The 19,414-nt window shown below is 65.4% G+C and carries 16 protein-coding genes; 10 read left to right on the top strand and 6 right to left on the bottom strand.

All coding sequences use genetic code 11. The features are described 5' to 3' along the window. From ASF77_RS07025 to rpsL, 4 genes are all read right to left on the bottom strand, one after another. Positions 1–120: GTP-binding protein (locus ASF77_RS07025; protein ID WP_017452634.1), on the bottom strand; the 120-nt coding region annotated here is incomplete at its 3' end. Positions 121–204: 84 nt separating this feature from the next. Continuing rightward, positions 205–2,310: an elongation factor G gene (gene fusA / locus ASF77_RS07020; protein WP_056336787.1), complete on the bottom strand. Its 2,106-nt coding sequence runs from the start codon at positions 2,308–2,310 to the stop codon at positions 205–207. Positions 2,311–2,399: 89 nt separating this feature from the next. Continuing rightward, complete coding sequence (gene rpsG / locus ASF77_RS07015) at positions 2,400–2,870, bottom strand: 30S ribosomal protein S7 (protein ID WP_056336784.1); 471 nt, start codon at positions 2,868–2,870, stop codon at positions 2,400–2,402. 132 nt (positions 2,871–3,002) lie between these two features. Continuing rightward, positions 3,003–3,389 carry a 30S ribosomal protein S12 gene (gene rpsL / locus ASF77_RS07010; RefSeq protein WP_056336781.1) on the bottom strand — a complete coding sequence of 129 codons (387 nt, stop codon included), beginning with the start codon at positions 3,387–3,389 and terminating at the stop codon, positions 3,003–3,005. 354 nt (positions 3,390–3,743) lie between these two features. On the opposite strand from rpsL, the gene ASF77_RS07005 reads away from it, so the two are divergent. Beyond that, a complete protein-coding gene (locus ASF77_RS07005) occupies positions 3,744–5,549 on the top strand; it encodes a phosphoethanolamine transferase (RefSeq protein WP_056336779.1) in 1,806 nt (601 codons plus the stop codon). Between the two features lie 52 nt (positions 5,550–5,601). Here ASF77_RS07005 and ASF77_RS07000 read toward each other — a convergent pair whose 3' ends face one another. Next, positions 5,602–7,236, bottom strand: coding sequence for a hypothetical protein (locus tag ASF77_RS07000; protein WP_229445297.1), 1,635 nt, complete (start codon positions 7,234–7,236; stop codon positions 5,602–5,604). Positions 7,237–7,420: 184 nt separating this feature from the next. Between ASF77_RS07000 and ASF77_RS06995 the strand changes: the two genes are divergently transcribed. From ASF77_RS06995 to ASF77_RS06955, 9 genes are all read left to right on the top strand, one after another. Then, entirely contained in the window at positions 7,421–9,202 is a 1,782-nt protein-coding gene (locus ASF77_RS06995) for a YbhB/YbcL family Raf kinase inhibitor-like protein (protein ID WP_056336776.1), read from the top strand. 181 nt (positions 9,203–9,383) lie between these two features. Then, positions 9,384–10,649, top strand: a complete 1,266-nt coding sequence (locus tag ASF77_RS06990; RefSeq protein ID WP_056336773.1) for an efflux RND transporter periplasmic adaptor subunit — start codon at positions 9,384–9,386, stop codon at positions 10,647–10,649. Positions 10,650–10,677: 28 nt separating this feature from the next. Beyond that, positions 10,678–11,391, top strand: coding sequence for an ABC transporter ATP-binding protein (locus ASF77_RS06985; RefSeq protein ID WP_056336770.1), 714 nt, complete (start codon positions 10,678–10,680; stop codon positions 11,389–11,391). A 10-nt stretch (positions 11,392–11,401) separates the two neighbouring features. Continuing rightward, entirely contained in the window at positions 11,402–12,712 is a 1,311-nt protein-coding gene (locus ASF77_RS06980; protein WP_056336767.1) for an ABC transporter permease, read from the top strand. A 17-nt stretch (positions 12,713–12,729) separates the two neighbouring features. Continuing rightward, complete coding sequence (locus tag ASF77_RS06975; protein WP_056336764.1) at positions 12,730–13,962, top strand: ABC transporter permease; 1,233 nt, start codon at positions 12,730–12,732, stop codon at positions 13,960–13,962. A gap of 22 nt (positions 13,963–13,984) precedes the next feature. After that, positions 13,985–15,328 carry a sigma-54 dependent transcriptional regulator gene (locus ASF77_RS06970; RefSeq protein WP_056336761.1) on the top strand — a complete coding sequence of 448 codons (1,344 nt, stop codon included), beginning with the start codon at positions 13,985–13,987 and terminating at the stop codon, positions 15,326–15,328. Between the two features lie 4 nt (positions 15,329–15,332). Then, entirely contained in the window at positions 15,333–16,673 is a 1,341-nt protein-coding gene (locus tag ASF77_RS06965; RefSeq protein WP_056336759.1) for a PAS domain-containing sensor histidine kinase, read from the top strand. Positions 16,674–16,683: 10 nt separating this feature from the next. Next, the gene (locus ASF77_RS06960) at positions 16,684–17,283 is read left to right on the top strand and encodes a glutathione S-transferase family protein (RefSeq protein WP_056336756.1); all 600 of its coding nucleotides are present in this window, start codon (positions 16,684–16,686) and stop codon (positions 17,281–17,283) included. Positions 17,284–17,338: 55 nt separating this feature from the next. Then, a complete protein-coding gene (locus tag ASF77_RS06955; RefSeq protein ID WP_056336753.1) occupies positions 17,339–18,115 on the top strand; it encodes a spermidine synthase in 777 nt (258 codons plus the stop codon). Between the two features lie 27 nt (positions 18,116–18,142). Here the strand turns inward: ASF77_RS06955 and ASF77_RS06950 are convergent, their stop codons facing one another. Next, the gene (locus tag ASF77_RS06950; protein ID WP_056336750.1) at positions 18,143–19,345 is read right to left on the bottom strand and encodes a M48 family metalloprotease; all 1,203 of its coding nucleotides are present in this window, start codon (positions 19,343–19,345) and stop codon (positions 18,143–18,145) included. Positions 19,346–19,414: the final 69 nt, after the last annotated feature.

The raw sequence follows: 19,414 nt of genomic DNA, 5'->3' as shown, positions 1-19,414 counted from the left end.
GAACTTCTTCGACAGAACGGTTGCGATTGCAGCCGTCAGGGTGGTTTTGCCGTGGTCAACGTGACCGATGGTGCCGACGTTGACGTGCGGCTTGGTCCGCTCGAATTTACCTTTTGCCATTTTGATCTTCCTTTAAAAGAACGATTTATTGTGTTTTGTTAGTTTGCCTGCCGGGGACTGGCCCCGGCAGGCTGGTACCGCAAATTACTTCGACTTGGCAGTGACGATCGCGTCGATCACGTGCTTAGGCGCTTCGGAATAGTGCTTGAATTCCATCGTGTAGGTCGCACGGCCCTGGGTCGCCGAACGCAGCGAGGTCGAGTAACCAAACATTTCCGACAGAGGCACTTCGGCTTTGATGATCTTGCCACCGCCGCCTGGGATTTCGTCCATGCCCTGCACCATACCGCGGCGGGACGACAGGTCGCCCATCACGTTACCGGCGTAGTCTTCCGGCGTTTCCACTTCCACGGCCATCATCGGCTCGAGGATGACCGGATTCGCCTTGCGGCAGCCGTCCTTGAATGCCATCGAACCGGCCATACGGAACGCGTTCTCGTTCGAGTCGACGTCGTGGTACGAACCGAAGGTCACGGTGACTTTCACGTCGACGACCGGGTAGCCGGCCAGCACGCCCGAGGTCAGCGTTTCGCGCACACCTTTTTCGACCGCAGGGATGTATTCGCGAGGAATCACACCGCCCTTGATGGCGTCGACGAATTCGAAGCCCTTGCCCGGCTCTTGCGGCTCGATCGACAGCACGGCGTGACCGTACTGACCACGACCACCCGACTGCTTGACGAACTTGCCTTCGACGTCGGTGACGGCCTTGCGGATCGTTTCGCGGTAGGCAACCTGTGGCTTGCCGACGGTTGCTTCGACGCCGAATTCGCGCTTCATGCGGTCAACGATAATTTCCAGGTGCAGCTCGCCCATACCACCGATGATGGTCTGGCCCGATTCTTCGTCGGTACGCACGCGGAACGACGGATCTTCCTGTGCCAGGCGGTTCAGGGCCAGGCCCATCTTTTCCTGGTCGGCCTTGGTCTTCGGCTCGACAGCCTGCTGAATGACCGGCTCAGGGAAGACCATCTTTTCCAGGGTGATGATCGCCGAAGGATCGCACAGGGTTTCGCCCGTGGTCGCTTCTTTCAGGCCGACCGCGGCGGCGATGTCGCCGGCGCGGACTTCCTTGATTTCTTCGCGCTGGTTCGCGTGCATCTGCAGAATACGGCCCAGACGTTCCTTCTTGCCCTTGACAGGGTTGTAGACGGTGTCGCCCGAGTTGACCATGCCCGAATAGACGCGGAAGAAGATCAGCTGGCCGACGAACGGGTCGGTCATGATCTTGAATGCCAGCGCAGCGAACTTCTCGTCGTCGGCAGCCTTACGGGTGACCGGCTGGTCGTCCTCGTCGGTACCGGCGACTGGCGGGATGTCGACTGGCGATGGCAGGTATTCGACCACGGCGTCGAGCATGGCTTGCACGCCCTTGTTCTTGAACGCGGTGCCGCACATCATCGGGACGATTTCCGACGCGATGGTACGCTGGCGCAGGGCGGCCTTGATCTCGGCTTCCGACAGTTCGCCTTCTTCCAGGTACTTGTTCATCAGCTCTTCCGACGCTTCAGCGGCGGTTTCCACCAGCTTCTCGTGCCATTCGTTGGCTTGATCAACCAGCTCGGCCGGGATGTCGCGGTAGTCGAACTTCATGCCTTGCGACGCGTCGTCCCAGATGATCGCTTTCATCTTGATCAGGTCGACCACGCCCAGGAAGTTCTCTTCCGCGCCGATCGGGATCTGCAGCGGGATCGGGTTCGCCTTCAGGCGAGCGCGCATCTGCTCGTAGACCTTGAAGAAGTTCGCGCCGGTACGATCCATCTTGTTGACGAAGGCCAGACGTGGAACTTTGTACTTGTTCGCCTGACGCCACACGGTTTCCGACTGTGGCTGCACGCCGCCGACTGCGCAGTAAACCATGCAGGCGCCGTCCAGGACGCGCATCGAGCGCTCGACTTCGATGGTGAAGTCGACGTGGCCCGGGGTGTCGATGATGTTGATGTGGTGCGGCTCGAAGTTACCGGCCATACCTTTCCAGAAGCAGGTCGTCGCTGCCGAGGTAATGGTGATGCCGCGTTCCTGCTCCTGCTCCATCCAGTCCATGGTAGCGGCGCCATCGTGCACTTCGCCGATCTTGTGGTTCACGCCGGTGTAGAACAGGACGCGTTCGGTGGTGGTGGTTTTACCAGCATCGATGTGAGCGGAAATACCGATGTTGCGGTAGCGCTCAATGGGGGTCTTGCGTGCCATAATTTTTCCTAAATCTTTGAATGGACAAAACCGGGCGGCATCTTGTTATCAAAATGTGCCCGGCCTGAACAACAGATACTGCTAAGTGCTTAGAAGCGGAAGTGCGAGAACGCCTTGTTCGCTTCAGCCATACGGTGCACTTCGTCACGACGCTTCATCGCGCCGCCGCGCATTTCAGCCGCTTCCATCAGTTCACCGCCGAGACGTTGTGGCATGGATTTTTCGCTGCGCTTGTTTGCGGCTTCGCGCAACCAACGCATGGACAGCGCCATACGACGGACCGGACGAACTTCCACTGGCACCTGGTAGTTGGCGCCGCCGACGCGGCGGGATTTCACCTCGACCATCGGCTTGCAGTTGTTGATCGCGGCCGCGAACACTTCCAGTGGGTCCTTGCCCGATTTGGTCTGGATATGTTCAAACGCACCGTAGATGATGTTTTCAGCGACCGACTTCTTGCCGGACAGCATCAGAACGTTGACGAACTTGGCGACATCGGTATTGCCGAATTTTGGATCTGGCAGGATCTCGCGCTTGGGTACTTCACGACGACGTGGCATTTCAATTCCTTTATCTTCAGTTGAGTGCTTGTTCCGCACTCGCGAGGGCCATCATGACCACTCACTTACTCGGCCTTCCGGCCGGCTCAACTTAACGTTTATATGTGACCCCGGTATGACCGGAACCGCAGATTACTTCTTGGCGCCGGCCTTGGCGCGCTTGGCACCGTACTTCGAGCGAGCTTGCTTACGGTCTTTGACGCCCTGGGTATCCAGTGCACCGCGAACCATGTGGTAACGCACACCTGGCAAGTCTTTCACACGGCCGCCGCGCAGCAGGACAACGCTGTGCTCTTGCAGGTTGTGGCCTTCACCGCCGATGTACGAAATGACTTCGAAACCGTTGGTCAGGCGAACTTTGGCGACTTTACGCAGAGCCGAGTTAGGCTTCTTCGGGGTCGTGGTGTACACACGGGTGCAGACACCGCGCTTTTGCGGGCAGTTTTCAAGTGCCGGCGACTTGCTCTTCACAACCGCGGCAACGCGCGGCTTGCGAATCAGTTGATTGATGGTTGGCATCGTTCCTAATCCAACAAAGTACTACAGTTGATGACCCGAACTTGGTGTCCGGGGACTGAAACCTAGTCCCGACGGTCTGACAGCACAGGCGCCGAAAGCCGCTCACCGAAGGAGCGGCTGCGAATGCGTATACGATGTGCAGAATAAATCGAGAACTCGCGAGTATAGACTTCTCGCAATCCGCGGTCAACCGATTTGCCGATTTAACGGGCAGCGCCGGCGCCGAAGGGCCGAACGGTTGTGGTAGTCCTGACACAATTGACGAGATGACGCGGCAGGCGTGCGGCGTCCGGAATTCGCTTTTCCGGCAATAAAGGCCGGATAATAGCCGACTTTCCCCGGCCCCTCTTTTCGATGCGAACTCTGCTGCGCCCCGCCCACCTTGCCCTCGTGCTCACTTACCTGGTGCTGTCGGCGGTGCCCTTCTTTCCGCTGCTGCTGGGCACGCCCGTGGCGCGCCCGAGCCAGCTGGCGGGCATGGCCGTGTTCGCCTGGATCGGCGCCTGGGCTCTGTTCAAGCGCCCGGCGTATTTCCACTGGCTGCTGCTGCCGGCCTTCCTCGCGCTGCCCGCCGAGCTCTACCTGTACCTGTATTACGGCCAGGGCATCTCCACCCACCACCTGGGCATCATGGCGGAAACCAGTCCATTGGAAGCCATGGAATTTCTGGGCGCGCGCGCCTGGCTGCTGCTGGCGGTGCTCGTCGGCGTCGTCGCCTGGTGGGCGGCCACCTACCGCCTCGCCCTGAACACCCGCGCGCTCGACTGGAACGACCGCTCGCGCCCGCTGGTGCTGGGACTACTGGCGATCAGCGCCGCGCTCTTCCTGTACGGCCAGAAGGCGGGCGTCAGCGGCGCGGCCGTCAAGGCCGATCCGGCGGCGAAGATGCGCTATGTAGCCCCGGGCGCGAAGCCGGCAGCAGCATCCGCCCTGCCGCGCCTGCCGCACTGGGCGCAGCCGCCCTTCGACATCAAGGCCTTTGCCCAGTCCTGGCCCTTCGGCGTGGTGGCGCGCGGCCTCGATTTTTATAAAGAGCGCGTGTATCTGGCCGACCTGCACCGGCGCAGCGCCGCCTTCCGCTTCAATGCAGTCCAGGCCGACCCGGCGAATGCGCCCGACGTGATCGTCATGGTACTGGGCGAATCGGCCCGCTTCGACCGCTGGAGCCTGAACGGCTACGCGCGCCCCACCAACCCTTTACTCGCGCAGGAAGCGAACCTGGTGATGCTGCAGGATCTGATCACCTCGGTCTCGGCCACGCGCCTGTCGGTGCCGGTGATCATTTCGCGCAAGCCGGCGATGCAAAGTTTAAAAGACGGCTTCACGGAAAAATCCTTTCTCACCGCTTTCAAGGAAGCCGGCTACAAGACCTTCTGGCTGTCGAACCAGATCTCGTTCGGCAAATTCGACACGCCGGTCTCCGTCTTCGCCAAAGAAGCGGATCAGGTCGAATTCCTGAACCTGGGCGGCTTCACCGACAATTCGAATTACGACGAGGTGCTCTTCAAACCCTTCCAGCGCGCGCTGGCCGATGCGGCGCCGAAAAAGCTGATCGTCCTGCATACGCTGGGCAGCCACTGGAATTACGCGCACCGCTATCCGGCTCGCTTCGATGCATGGAAACCCTCGCTGGCCGGCGTATATAAACCGGTGCTCACCGATGCCGCGATCGAACCGCAGCTGAACAACAGCTACGACAATTCGATTTTATACACGGACTGGTTCTTGTCCCAGCTGATCGGCAGCCTGAAAACGGGCGACAAGGCCGCCGCGCTGATGTACGTGGCCGACCACGGCCAGACCCTGTTCGACGGCGCCTGCCGCCAGGTCTTCCATGGCCATAACAACCAGCACGAATTCCACGTGCCCGCCTTTGCCTGGTATTCGGACGCCTACGGCGCGCGCTTTCCGGACAAGGTCGTCCAGTTACGCGCCCACCGCGCGGCGCCGCTGTCGACCGAGAACATCTTCCATACCCTGGTCGACCTGGGCGACATCCGCTATCCGGGCGAGACGCTCGAACGCAGCATCGCCAGCGCGCGGCTGACGCGGCATAAACGCTATGTCGACAGTTATGGCTGGGCCGATTACGACAATGCGCGCATGAAGGGCGATTGCCGCGAGGTGATCGATAAGGGGACGCCGTTGCCGCGCAAGTAAGCCGTATCGTTTTTCATCGTTCGAAAACGCGTGGGCTCGGGGGGCCCACGCGTTACAACGCCCGCAAAGGCGCTACCGCACGCCCCTGCTCCCCCAACACATGCGCCCCCGCCTCCGGCTTCCCCAGATACCCCGTCAACCACGCCGCCACCCGCTGCGCCTTGTTTTCAATCTCCGCCCCGAACCCCTGCGCGCCCAACAGCGCGATACCATTCGTCCGATCCAGCACCCCCGGCGCCAGCACTAACCGTCCACCCGCATCACGTCCCAGGCAAAACGGCGCTAGCCGGTGCTCCAGCAAGCTGGCCAGCTCCAGGTTGTGCGAGGACACCAGCACCAGCGAGGTCTCCGCCAGCGTATCGAGCACGGCCGCCGCGGCCGCCACCGATTCGACATGGTTCGTGCCGCGGAAAATCTCGTCGATCAGGCACACGCCCGGATGCGGCCCGGCGCCGGCTGCCAGCAGCGCCCGGGCGCGCGCCAGTTCGCTCACGTAGAGGCTATTGCCGTCGAACAGGGAATCCTCGTTCTGCATGCTGGCGTACACCGGCAGCATCGGCAGGCGGGCGCTGCGCGCATGGCAGAAGCCGAAGGCGCGCGCCAGCACCAGGTTCAGGCCCAGCATGCGCAGGAAGGTGCTCTTGCCGACACCGTTCGGGCCCGAGATGAAGGCGCCCTGCCCGTTCAATCCGAGCGACAGGCCGAGCGGCGCCGCCAGCAGCGGGTGGATGCCGTCCTCGATCGCGAGTGCGTCCGCGCGCACAGTCTCGGCCCAGCACCAGTGCGGCGCCGCCAGCAGTGCGCGCGCCAGGGCGGCGTCGGCTTCCAGTTCGGCGCAGCGCAGCCAGCAGGCGCGCAGGAAGGCGCGCTCGCGAAATACGATCGCATTCGTCTTGAAGTAATGCTTGACGTTGGCCAGCGCGAACCAGTCGCCGTACGAACCGGCGTCCGGACTCATCCGGGTGACGAAAGAGCGCGACAAGCTGGCGTTGAGGCGCCCGGCATGGGCCGCCGTCTCCAGGCCGTCATCGTCCTCCGCAGCCTGCGCGCCGAGCTGCTGCGTCGCCGCCAGCAGCAGCTGCACCGTGTTCAGCGAACGCTTCCAGGCATCGACGCGCTCGTGGTAGCGCATCTGCAGCGCCATCAGGACGTACAGCGCGGCGGCCGCCGGAATCCAGGCCAGCGGGCTGAGGATCACCGCCAGGACCGAGACGACCAGCGCCAGCGGCAGCAGCCAGCGCCAGTCCAGCCAGCGCGGCGCCGTCAGCGGCTCGCCTTCGAACAGCAGGGCCGCGATCTCGGTGTCGGCCCTGCGCAGGGGGCGCAGGGCCTCGCGCAGCGTGTCGATCCGCGCCGGCGCTTCGTGCAGGGCGCGCAAGCGCAGGCCCAGCGCGGCGCGCCTTTCGTCGTCCAGCCCCGCGCGCAGGCGCCGATACAGCTCCTGGCGGCCGGCGATGCTGACCTCGTCCGACAGCGTCGCCAGATACGGCGCCAGCAGCAGATCGTTCCAGGTTTGATCGTCGAGGGCGAAGCTGTCCGGGCCGGCGCTCACGCGCTGCAACTGGGCGACGTCGCTATCGGCGAACGGATAGTCAAGCGGGTTGGCGGGCGGCAGGGCGAGCCAAAGGCGCACGGTGTGTTCGGCGCGTTTGGCGGTTGCGATCAAGCTTGCAGCGATGTCGGGCACGGGCGTCCTGGCTGGAAAAGATGTCAGATGGTAATTATGAACAAGTTAACGAATTTCAACACTTATTTCGCCACTGCCCGGATGTCGATTCGAATGTTCGTTCCCCCACATACCGCCGAGCGTGCCTCTGGCAGGATGGATCAACCAACACTTACCCAATTCAAATGACTCGAAAGGAAGCACGATGAAACGCGCGCTTGCGGCATCCCTGATGGCCATGGCGGTAACCGGCGCTTATGCCCAGCAGGGCGACGGCACCCAGGTCTCCCTGAATAACAACATCTTCAAGCCGAACAAGCTGGAAGCGACGCCGGAACGCATGCGCGGCATCAAGGCTCCGCCCGGCTTCACGGTGACGCCGTTCGCCACGGGCCTCAAGAATGCGCGCATCATCGCGGTGGCGCCGAACGGCGACGTGTACGTGAGCCGGCGCGACCAGGGCGACGTGCTGCTGCTGCGCGACGCCAATGGCGACGGCCGTGCCGACGGCGCGCCGATCACGGTGGCCAACCGCGCCGGCGCCCACGGCCTGGCGATCCGCGACAACAAGCTCTACCTGATCACCGTAAAGGAAGTGTTCGCGGCCGACATCCAGCCCGACGGCCGCCTGGGCGAGCTGAAAATGCTGATCGGCGACCTGCCGGACTCGGGCCAGCACCCGAACCGCACCATCGCCTTCGGCCCGGACGGCATGCTCTACATCAGCGTCGGCAGCACCTGCAACACCTGCAACGAGAGCAATCCGGAAAACGCGACCCTGCTGCGCGCCTCGATCGACGGCAAGCAGAGAAGCATCTTCGCCAGCGGCCTGCGCAACACCATCGGCTTCGCCTGGCATCCGCAGACGGGAGAACTCTGGGGCCTGGATCACGGCATCGACTTCCTCGGCGATAACCAGCAGCAGGAAGAGCTGAACAAGATCGAGATGGGCAAGCAGTACGGCTGGCCGCACGTGTACGGCGCGAACGAGATCTACCCGCAAAGCACGCCGGTGGGCGAACTCACCAAGCAGCAGTGGCGCGAACGCTCGACGCCGATGGTGCTGGGCTACACGGCGCACGCGGCGCCGATGCAGTTCGTGTTCGCCAACCGGAGCGCCTTCCCGGCCGAATACCGCGGTGACGCTTTCGCCACCATGCGCGGCTCCTGGAACCGCAACCCGGCCTCCGGCTACGAGATCGTGCGCGTGCGCTTCGAGAACGGCCAGCCGAAGGGTATCGAACCCTTCGTGACCGGCTTCCTCACCGACGGCGGCAAGACCCACATTGCCCGTCCCGTAGGCCTGGCTTTTGCGAAGGACGGCGCGCTGCTGATGGCCGACGACGGCAACGGCGTGATTTATCGAATTGCCCACAGCGGCGCCGCCGGCGCGCCGGCCGGTGCGGCCGCCACGGCGCCCAGCGGCCCGATGCAGGAGCAGGCGAACAAGGGCAACAAGGTGCCGTTGGCGAACAAGCGGCCCGAGACGCAATCGTCGGGCGCCCTGTCGGTCAGCTCGCCCAGCTTCCGCCACCAGGGCGCGATGGATCAGAAGTACAGCGAGTATGCCGACGGCGTCTCGCCGGCGCTGGCCTGGAAGGCGGTGCCGAATGCGAAGTCCTACGCCATCGTCATGGAAGATCCGGACGCGAAGCCGGTCACGCCCTTTGTCCACTGGCTGGCCTGGAACATCCCGGCGAATGTCACCAGCCTGCCCGAAGGCCTGCAGGAGCAGCCGCGCCTGACCGACCCGGAGGGCGTCCTGCAGGGCCGCAACACGCGCGGCTCGATGGGCTATTACGGGCCGAAGCCGCCCGTGGGCGAGCCGGCGCACCACTACCACTTCCAGGTGTATGCGCTCGATACGATGCTCGACGTGCCTTTCGGGGCCGACCGCGATACCCTGCTCAAGGCGATGCAGGGCCATGTGATCGGCAAGGGCGAGATCGTCGGCAAGTACGGGCAGAAGCAGAAGCCGCAGAAATAAGCGCCTGAGGTAAATACGTCAACCTGCGCGGACACTCTCGTGTCCGCGTACGTACGGACGGCCCTGTACGGACACCCCGGACAGCCGTCCGTCCGCATGTCTCTCGAATAAAATCAACAGCTTAGCTGTTGGCACGGATCGTGCAGTAACGACCAGCATTCACGTCGTTATCGAAACCACCATGATCCGCGATACCTCTCATCAAGACACCGTCGTCGCCGCGCCGCCCGGCCAGGCACTCAAACGGCGCACCCTGCTGGCCGGCGCCGGCGTGGCGCTGGCCGCCGTCGCCGCCCTGCTGTTCTCGAACTGGAGCAACGCCGAACACTCCGTCAGCGCCAGCCGCCTGCGCATCGCCGAAGTCGGGCGCGGCACGCTGGTGCGCGACGCTTCCGTCAACGGCCGCGTGGTCGCCGCCGTCAGCCCGACCCTGTTCTCGACCGCGCCCGCCACCGTCAATTTAAAGGTCGCCGCCGGCGACACCGTGAAACGCGGCGACGTCCTGGCCGTGCTCGAATCCCCGGATCTGTCGGACGCCCTGAAACGCGAACAGTCGACCTACGAACAACTGAAGGCCGAAGTGGCGCGCCAGCAGATCCTGTCGCGCAAACAGAAGCTGCTGGCCCAGCGCGAGGCGGACGTCGCCGAGATCGACCGCCTGTCCGCGCAGCGCACGCTGGAACGCTACGAAAGCGTGGCGCAGGTCGGCGTCATCGCCAAGATCGACTACCAGAAGGCGAAGGACGCGCTGAACTCGGCCGGCATCCGCGCCAAACACGCGGCGCAGGCGGCCAATCTCGAAGGCGATGACGTGGCCCTCGCCATCCGCACCAAGAGCAACGAGATGGAACGCGCGCGCCTGTCGATGGCGAACGCCCAGCGCCGCGTGGATGAGCTGACAGTGCGCGCGCCCGTGGACGGCTTCATCGGCACCCTGAACGTGCAGAACCGGATGGTGGTCGCGGCCAACGCACCCCTGATGACCCTGGTCGATCTGTCGCGCCTGGAAGTCGAACTCGAAGTGCCGGAGACCTATGTGTCGGACATGGGGCTCGGCATGAGCGCCGAGATCGCCCTGCCCTCGGGCACGGCGAGCGGCAAGCTGGTGGCCCTCTCGCCGGAGGTGGTGAAGAACCAGGTGCTGGCCCGTGTCCGTTTCGACGGCGCCCAGCCGAAGGGTTTGCGCCAGAGCCAGCGCGTCACGGCGCGCCTCCTGATCGAAGAAAAGCCGAACGTCGTCATGCTGCCGCGCGGCCCCTTCGTCGAAAGCGAAGGCGGACGTTTTGCCTATGTGGTGCGCGACGGCGTGGCCGTGCGCACGCCGATCCAGCTGGGCGCGACCAGCATCTCCGCCGTCGAAATCATCGAAGGCCTGAAGCCGGGCGACAAGGTCGTCGTCGCCGGCACCGACACCTTCGAAAACGCCAACCGTATTTCAATTAACTAAGCAAACACGTCTCCTGAAAGGACATCCCATGCTGCGCATGACCAACCTCTCCAAGGTGTACCGCACCCACATGATCGAGACCCACGCGCTGCGCGGCTTCGAGATCCAGGTGAACCAGGGCGAATTCGTGACCGTCACCGGCCCCTCGGGCTCCGGCAAGACCAGCTTCCTGAACATCGCCGGCCTGCTCGAGGAATTCACCAGCGGCGAGTACGTGCTCGATGGCGTCAACGTGAAGGGCATGAACGACGATGCGCGCTCGCGCCTGCGCAACGAGAAGCTCGGCTTCATCTTCCAGGGCTTTAACCTGATTCCGGACTTGAGCCTGTTCGACAACGTCGACGTGCCGCTGCGCTACCGCGGCTTCAACGCGGCCGAGCGCAAGGAGCGCATCGAGGATGCGCTGGCCAAGGTCGGTTTGGCGTCGCGCATGAAGCACTTCCCGGCCGAGCTGTCGGGCGGCCAGCAGCAGCGCGTGGCAATCGCGCGCGCCCTGGCCGGTTCGCCCAAGCTGCTGCTGGCCGACGAGCCGACCGGTAACCTCGATACGCAGATGGCGCGCGGCGTGATGGAACTGCTGGAAGAGATCAACGCGGCCGGCACCACCATCCTGATGGTCACCCACGATCCGGAACTGGCGGTGCGCACCCACCGCAACGTGCACATCATCGACGGCCAGGTGTCGGATCTGGTGCGCAAGGGCCCGACCCTGGCCCACCACGCCGCTGCCACCGTGGCCTGAGGACAGCGCCATGTTCAACTATTACTTCAAGCTCGGCGTGCGCAGCCTGCGCCGCAATCCCGCCCTCACCGCGCTGATGGTGCTCACGCTCGCCATCGGCGTGGCCGCCAGCGTCTCGACCCTGACCATCCTGCACATGATGTCGGGCGACCCCATCCCCCACAAGAGCGACCGCCTGTTCGTGCCGATCTTCGACGTCGCGCCGGTCGACAACTACAAGCCCGGGGACAAGCTGCGCGAGAACCAGGTCAGCTATCCGGACGTGATGAACCTCCTGAAAAGCGGCCAGGGCATCCGCCGCACCGGCGTCTACGGCGTCTCGGCGCCGATCGAGCCGCCGCGCAAGGATCTGCCCGCGTTTTCCGGCAACGGCATGGCGCCGACGCGCGACTTCTTCGCCATGTTCGACGTGCCCTTCCTGCGCGGCCAGGCCTGGAGCGCCCAGGACGACGAGCGCGGCGCCGACGTCGTCGTGCTCAGCCGCGAGATCGCCGAGCGCCTGTTCGGCGAATCGAACCCGGTCGGCCAGCGCATCACCATGCTGGGCGCGCCCTACACCATCGTCGGCGTGATCGACAAGTGGGCGCCGCAGCCGCGCTACTACCGCATCGTCGGCGGCGAGCAGTTCGGCAAGGGCGAAGATTTCTTCATTCCGCTGTCCAGCGCGATCCGCCACGAGGCCCAGCGCAACGGCGGCATGAACTGCTCCGAGCGCGCCGAACCCGGCTACGAGGGCACCCTGCGCTCGAACTGCACCTGGCTGCAGTTCTGGTTCGAGACCGAATCCAGCGCCGACCGCGCCGCGCTCCAGCAATACATCGACAGCTATGCCGCCGAGCAGCGCAAGCTCGGCCGCATGAAGCGCGCCGCGCCGAATGGCCTGTTCAACGTGAACGAGTGGATGGAAGAGCGCGGAGTGGTCGGCAAGGACACGAAACTGTCCGCCTGGCTCGCCTTCGGCTTCCTGCTGCTGTGCCTGGTGAACACGATCGGCCTCTTGCTGGCGAAGTTCTCGGTGCGCGCCGCCGAAGTCGGCATCCGCCGCGCGCTGGGCGCCTCGCGCCGCGAGATCTTCCGCCAGTTCCTGATCGAGAGCGCCGTGGTCGGCCTGGCCGGCGGCGTGCTCGGGCTGATCCTCGCCTTTGGCGCCCTGGCCCTGCTGGCGATGCAAGGCAGCGAAGTGGCGGTGGTGGCGCGCATGGACATGACCATGCTGGCCTTTACCTTCGTCCTGTCGGTGCTGGCCGCGATCGTGGCCGGCCTGCTGCCGACCTGGCGCGCCTGCCAGGTGACGCCGGCCCTGCAATTGAAATCACAATAAGCGAGAGAGACATCATCATGGAAATCCGTCCCATCCTGTCCGCGCTCCTGCGCAACAAGACCGGCGCCATCCTGGTCGCCCTCCAGGTGGCGCTCAGCCTGGCGATTCTCGCCAACGCCCTGCACATCGTCAGCGAACGGCGCGTCGCCTCGAGCCGGCCGAGCGGCATCGCCGAAGAGAGCCAGGTGTTCTCGACCCACGTGCGCAACCTGAGCGCCGGCGGGCCCGAGCAGCAGCTGGCCACGCAAAAGCGCGAGGCCGAGACCATCCGCGCGGTGCCGGGCGTGGTCTCGGTCGCCAACGTCAACCAGATCCCGCTGTCGCAATCGGGCTGGAACAACAGCGTCGCCGTCGACCGCAAGCAGGTCGACGAGACAGCGCCGTCCTCGTTCTTCTTCTCGCCGGATTCGCTCGTCAAGACCTGGGGTTTGAAACTGGTCGAGGGGCGCGACTTCCTGCCGAACGAATACATGGACATCGACGCTAACACTAACGTCACTCCCGGCCACGTGATCGTCACCAAGGCGCTGGCCGAGAAGATGTGGCCAGGCGCGCCGGCCGTCGGCAGGAACATGTACTTCGGTACCGGCGAAGACGCGATCGAAGTGCGCGTCGTCGGCGTGGTCGAACGCCTGCAGACCCAGAGTGCGGAAGTGACCGAACGCGGCGAGTTTTCCAGCATCGCGCCGATGCGCATGTACGGGAATTTCCCGGGTGCGCTCTACACCATCCGCGCGGAAGCAGGCCAGCGCGAGCGCGTGATCCGCGAGGTGGAGGCCGCCCTGCGCAAGGCCTCGCCGACGCCGGTGATCCTGGAAACGACCACGCAAGACCAGTACCGCAAGGATCGCTACCGCGCCGACATGGCCTTGTCGTGGATGCTCGTCACCGTCAGCGTGCTGCTGCTGTTGATCACCGCCAGCGGCATCGTCGGCATGGCCAGCCTGTGGGTCACCCAGCGCCGCAAGCAGATCGGCGTACGCCGCGCGCTGGGGGCGAAAAAGCGCGACATCCTGCGTTACTTCATCACCGAGAACTTCATGATCACCAGCGCCGGCGTGGGCGGCGGCGTGCTGCTCGGGGTGGCGCTGAACCAGCTCCTGGTGAGCAAGCTCGAGATGGCGCGCCTGCCGCTCGAATACCTGGCGGGCGGCGGCGTCGTGCTGTGGGCGCTGGGCGTGATCGCGGTGTACGGGCCGGCCTGGCGCGCAGCGAGCATTTCGCCGGCGCTGGCCACCCGCAGCGCTTGATGCCGATGCTATCCTAGCGGCCATGCCTACTGTACTCATCATCGACGACAACGCCGCCGTCGGCATCGCCCTCGACGTGCTGTTTTCCCTGCACGACATCGCGGCGCTGCATGCGGCCTCGCCCGAGGAAGGCCTGGCCGTGCTGGCGCGCGCGCCGGTCGACCTGGTCATCCAGGACATGAATTTTACGGCGGACACTACCTCGGGCGAGGAAGGCGTGGCGCTGTTCCGCCAGATCCGCAGCCTGTATCCGGATCTGCCGGTGATCCTGCTGACGGCCTGGACACACCTGGACGCGGCGGTCGACCTGGTCAAGGCCGGCGCCGCCGACTACCTGCCCAAGCCCTGGAACGACGAGCGCCTGCTGGCGACGGTGACGAACCTGGTCGAACTAGGGCAGGCCAACCGCGCCCTGGCCCAGCGCGTCGGGCGCGAGCGGCGCGAAAAGCGCGAGCTGGAAGGGCAATACGACTTGCGCGGCCTGGTCTGGGCCGACCCGGCCACGGAGCGCGTGCTGCAGCTGGCCTGCCAGGTCGCGCGCGCCGACGTGCCGATCCTGATCACGGGCCCGAACGGCACCGGCAAGGAGCGCATCGCCGAGATCATCCAGGCCAATTCGCAGGTCAAGGACGGCCCCTTCGTCGTGCTCAACTGCGGCGCCCTGCCTTCGGAACTGATCGAGGCCGAACTGTTCGGCGCCGACGCCGGCGCGTATACCGGAGCTTCCCGGGCGAGAGAGGGCAAATTCGAGGCGGCCGACGGCGGCACCCTGTTCCTCGACGAGATCGGCAACCTGCCGCCGGCAGGCCAGATGAAGCTGTTAAGGGTGCTGGAAACCGGCCGCTTCGAGCGCCTCGGCTCGAACCGCGAGCGCCAGGTCAAAGTGCGGGTGATCAGCGCCACCAATGCGGATTTACCCGCCATGATCCGCGCCGGCAGCTTCCGCGAAGACCTGTTCTATCGCCTGAACGTGATCGAGCTGCGCCTGCCGGCCCTGAACGCGCGTCCAGGCGACATCCTGCCGCTGGCGCTGGCGTTTCTGGCGCCCGGCAAACGGCTCGACCCCGGCGCCGAAGCGGCCCTGCTGGCCCACGCCTGGCCCGGCAATGTGCGCGAACTCAAGAACGTGATGGCGCGCGCCAACCTGCTGGCGCAAGGCGACACGATCCGCGTGCCCGACCTCGGCCTGCCGGCAGCGGCCGCGCCGCCGCAGCCGCAACTGCCCGAGGCCGAGCTCGACCGCGAGACGATCGCGTCCGCCCTGGCCCGCGCCGGCGGCGTGGTATCGCAAGCCGCGTCCGAACTCGGCCTGTCGCGCCAGGCCCTGTACCGGCGCATGGAGCGCCTCGGCATTGGCCGCATCTAAGCCGATGCGGCCGCCTCTCCGTCTCTCCCTCGTCACCCGCTTCTCGGCCCTGGTCGGCACCCTGCTCACGGTCGGCATCATCCTCGCCCTCGGCCTGGATCATTTGCTGCCCGGCCGGCCGCTGCTGGTGGCGGCCCTGTGCCTAGCCTGCGTGATCCCGCTCGCGGTCATCACGGTGCGCTCGCAGGTGCAGCCGATCCTGTCGCTGTTCCGCGCGCTGGAGGGCACCGTCACCAGCTACCGCGACGGCGACTTCTCCTTCAGCCTGCACTGGCCGCAGAACGACGAGCTGGCCGACCTGATCGGCGCCCACAACGCGCTCGGCGACGTGCTGCGCGAGCAGCGGCGCGACCTGGTGCAGCGCGAACTGCTGCTCGACACCATGGTGCAGAACACCCCGGTGGCGATGCTGCTGGTGGCCGACGTGCCGCAGCGGGCCGGCGCCGTCGTCTACGCCAACCTGGCCGCGCGCCAGCTGCTGGCCGAGGGCCGCAAGCTCGAGGGCCACGCGCTCGACGAACTGCTGGCGGGCGCCTCGCCGGCGCTGGGCGAGGCACTGGCGCGCGGCGGCGACGGCTTGTTCACGGCCGGCGAAGGCGAAGAGGAACAGGTTTATCACCTGGCGCGCAGCAGTTTCAGTTTGAACGGGCGCAAGCACGAACTGCTGCTGCTGCGCCACCTGACGGCCGAACTGCGGCGCCAGGAAGTGCAGACCTGGAAAAAGGTCATCCGCGTCATCAGCCACGAGTTGAACAATTCGCTGGCGCCGCTGGCCTCGCTGGCCCATTCCGGCGCCGAACTGGTGCGGCGCGGCCAGACCGAGCGCCTGCCGCAGATCCTGGAAACGATCGGCGAGCGCACCCGTCACCTGGAAAGCTTCATCCTCGGCTATGCGCGCTTCGCCAAGCTGCCGACGCCGCGCCTGGAACGCTGCGCCTGGCCGTCCTTCATCGCACGCCTCGCCTCGCAGGTGCCCTTCCGCCTGGACGGCGAACTGCCGCCGGAACCGGCGCTGCTCGACCAGGCCCAGCTCGAACAGGCCCTGCTCAATCTGCTCAAGAACGCGCACGAATCCGGTTCTCCGCCCGGCGAGGTGGAACTGCAGGTGCGGCGCGCCCAGGATCTGCTGCGCATCGAAGTGCTCGACCGCGGCAGCGGCATGAGCGAGGCGGTGCTGACCAACGCCCTGGTGCCCTTTTACTCGACCAAGCGCAGCGGCACCGGCCTGGGCCTGGCGCTGGCGCGCGAAATTGCCGAAGCCCACGGCGGGCGCATCCTGCTGGCAAACCGCGAGGGCGGAGGCCTGGCCGTGACGATGATCCTGCCCGCCCTCACCTCTCACTAAAGGAAACCGCATGCTCAGGATTATCGGAAAGCCGACCTCGATCAACGTACGCAAGGTGCTGTGGACCTGCGTCGAACTGGACTTGCCGTTCGCGCGCGAGGACTGGAACGAGGCGCACGCGCCGCTCAACCCGAACCGGATGGTGCCGGTGCTGGTCGACGGCGATTTCGTGCTGTGGGAATCGAATACGATCTGCCGCTACCTGTGCGCACGCGCACAAGAGCAGGCCCTGCTGCCCGCCGGCGCACAGCAACGCGCCCGCGTGGAACAGTGGATGGACTGGCAGGCGACGGAGCTGAACAACGCCTGGCGCTACGCCTTCATGGCGCTGGTGCGCGCCAGTCCCGCGCACGCCGATCCGGCCCAGATCGCGGCCGGCGTCGCCAACTGGAACCGCCACGTCGGCATCCTCGACGCCCAACTGGCCGCCACCGGCGCCTATGTCGCGGGCGAGCGCTTCACGCTGGCCGACGTCGTCATCGGCCTGTCCCTCAACCGCTGGTCGATGACGCCGATGGAACGCCCGGATTATCCCCACGTGGCCGCGTATCTGCAGCGCCTGGCGGCACGGCCGGGCTACCGTGCGTGGTGCGCCAACGGCGTGCCCTGAATGCGCCCTCGAAATGCGGCTCTGGTAAGATCGCCCCTCACCCGCGCCGCCGACCATGCCTGACAACGTTCCCTTCGATCCCCGCTTCAGCCAGCCCGGCCATCCGCCGGCCACGATCACCGAATTCGAGGGCGTACGCTCGCTCCACCTCGGCACCTCCTGGGAGCAAGGCGCGATGCGCCTGGCGCGTCCGGATGCGATCGAACTCGAATACGTGCAGATGATGATGGCCTGGCTGCTGTTCCAGTCCGCGCCGAAGCACATCGTGCAGCTGGGCCTGGGCAGCGCGGCGCTCACCAAGTTCTGCTACCGCCGCTTTCCCGAGGCGCGCGTCACCGCCGTCGAACTCAATCCGAACGTGATCGCGATCTGCCGCGCCCTGTTCGAACTGCCTCCCGACGATGCGCGCCTGCGGGTGCGCGAGATGAATGCGCTCGACTTCGTGCTCGATCCGAGCAACCACGGCACGGCCGACGCGCTGCAGGTCGATCTCTACGACGAGGAAGCGCGCGGCCCGGTGCTCGACACGCCCGAGTTTTATCGGGGCTGCTTCGACTGCCTGACGCCAAGCGGCATCATGACCGCCAACGTGTTCGGGGAATTCGGCAACTACGACAAGAACCTGGAAGCGATGACGGAGGTGTTCGACGCCGTCGTCTGGCTACCCGAGGTGCACGACGCGAACATCGTCGTGATCGCCTTCAAGGAGGCGCCGCAGATCGATTTCTCTCTGCTGTTCGAACGCGCGGGCGAGATCAAGCGGCGCCTGAATTTGCCCGCGAAAAAATGGGTGGAAGGCTTGAAGGAGTGGATGCGCGACCAGCAGGGCTGAGCTGGGCGCGCCACCCCGATCCATGCCTCAATGGCAGCCGCGCGGCATGGCTTGCGGCAGAATGCCTTCGGCCGTGCAGTCCCAGGCGATGCGCTTGTGTTCGTCCATCGACGGTTCGAACACCAGCACGCCGGCGCCATCCTTGCCGTCCACACTGGTGACCACGCGCAGCACGGCGGTGTCGGGGTCGAGGCTCATCTCGCGCACGGCGCCGCCGCCTGGCGCCACGCCGGCCTGGGCCAGGGTCGGGATCTTGCCCTGCTGGGCGAGATAGGTTTCGACTTTGGCGCTGGCTGCGCGCCCGGCCGAATAGGCGCCGGCCACGGCCGCCTTCTGCTGGTAACCCTGGTAGGCGGGCACCGCCACCGCCGCCAGGATGCCGACCACGGCGATGGTCACCACCACGCCGCCCGCGCCGCCGGCCACGCCGAGGCGCGGCACGAACAGCGCCAGCAGGGTCGCCAGCAGGTGGCGCCGCGGCTGCTCGGCTTCGCGTCCGGCCGCCAGTGCGCGCACCGCCGCCATGCGTTTCACCAGCCACGGATAGTCGCCCACCAGTTCGTGGAAGGACATCCAGAAGCCTTCGGTCTCGCGCGCCTGCTCGATGAAGGCGCTCTTGTTCATGGTGCGCCAGCGGCGCCCGCCGGCCGCCAGCGCGGCCAGGCCGAATTCGGCATTCAAAGGCTGCTCGCAGGCGGCCAGGCCGTGGCGGTCGCAGGTGTATTCGCGGGCGCGCGAATAGGCCGCGCCGATCAACGGCAGCAGCGAGGCCGGCAGCAGCACGGTGCCCCAGTTCAGGTGCTTGCGCTTGATGTGGCCGATCTCGTGGCCGATGTAGAAATTCAGCGCGTCCGGATTGTCATGCAGGCCGTCGACCACGTCCGAATACAGGACGAGAAAATCGCGCCCCAGGAAACGGGTGGCGAAGGCGTTCAGCGAGCCGCCCATCTGCAGCAGGTAGGCTTCCGGCTCGCGCTCGAGTCCCAGCTTGGCGCAGCAGGCGGAAATCTGGCGTTCGAGGTCGGGGAACTGCTCGTGCGTGATGCGCACGCCGGTGCCCTTGATATAGGAAATCAGCGCCGACTGCGCGAAGCAGTAAAACAGGAAGAACATCAGCGCATAGCCGAGCACCATCCAGCCCATGCCGGCCACCAGCCCCCCCCAGGCCAGCAGCGAAAACACGAGCATCAGCGCGAACAAGGTCTTCTCGTTCTTGTAAACCAGATCCATATTGCCTCTTTCAGTAGTTTATTTGTTATCTCAACATACTAACTTATTGTTGTTGGGAAACATACTGGT

The sequence above is a fragment of the Massilia sp. Leaf139 genome, assembly GCF_001424165.1.
Taxonomy (GTDB): Bacteria; Pseudomonadota; Gammaproteobacteria; order Burkholderiales; family Burkholderiaceae_D; genus Telluria.
The sequence above is the reverse complement of the archived record's forward strand: the minus strand, read 5'-3'. Positions and strand labels throughout refer to the sequence as shown.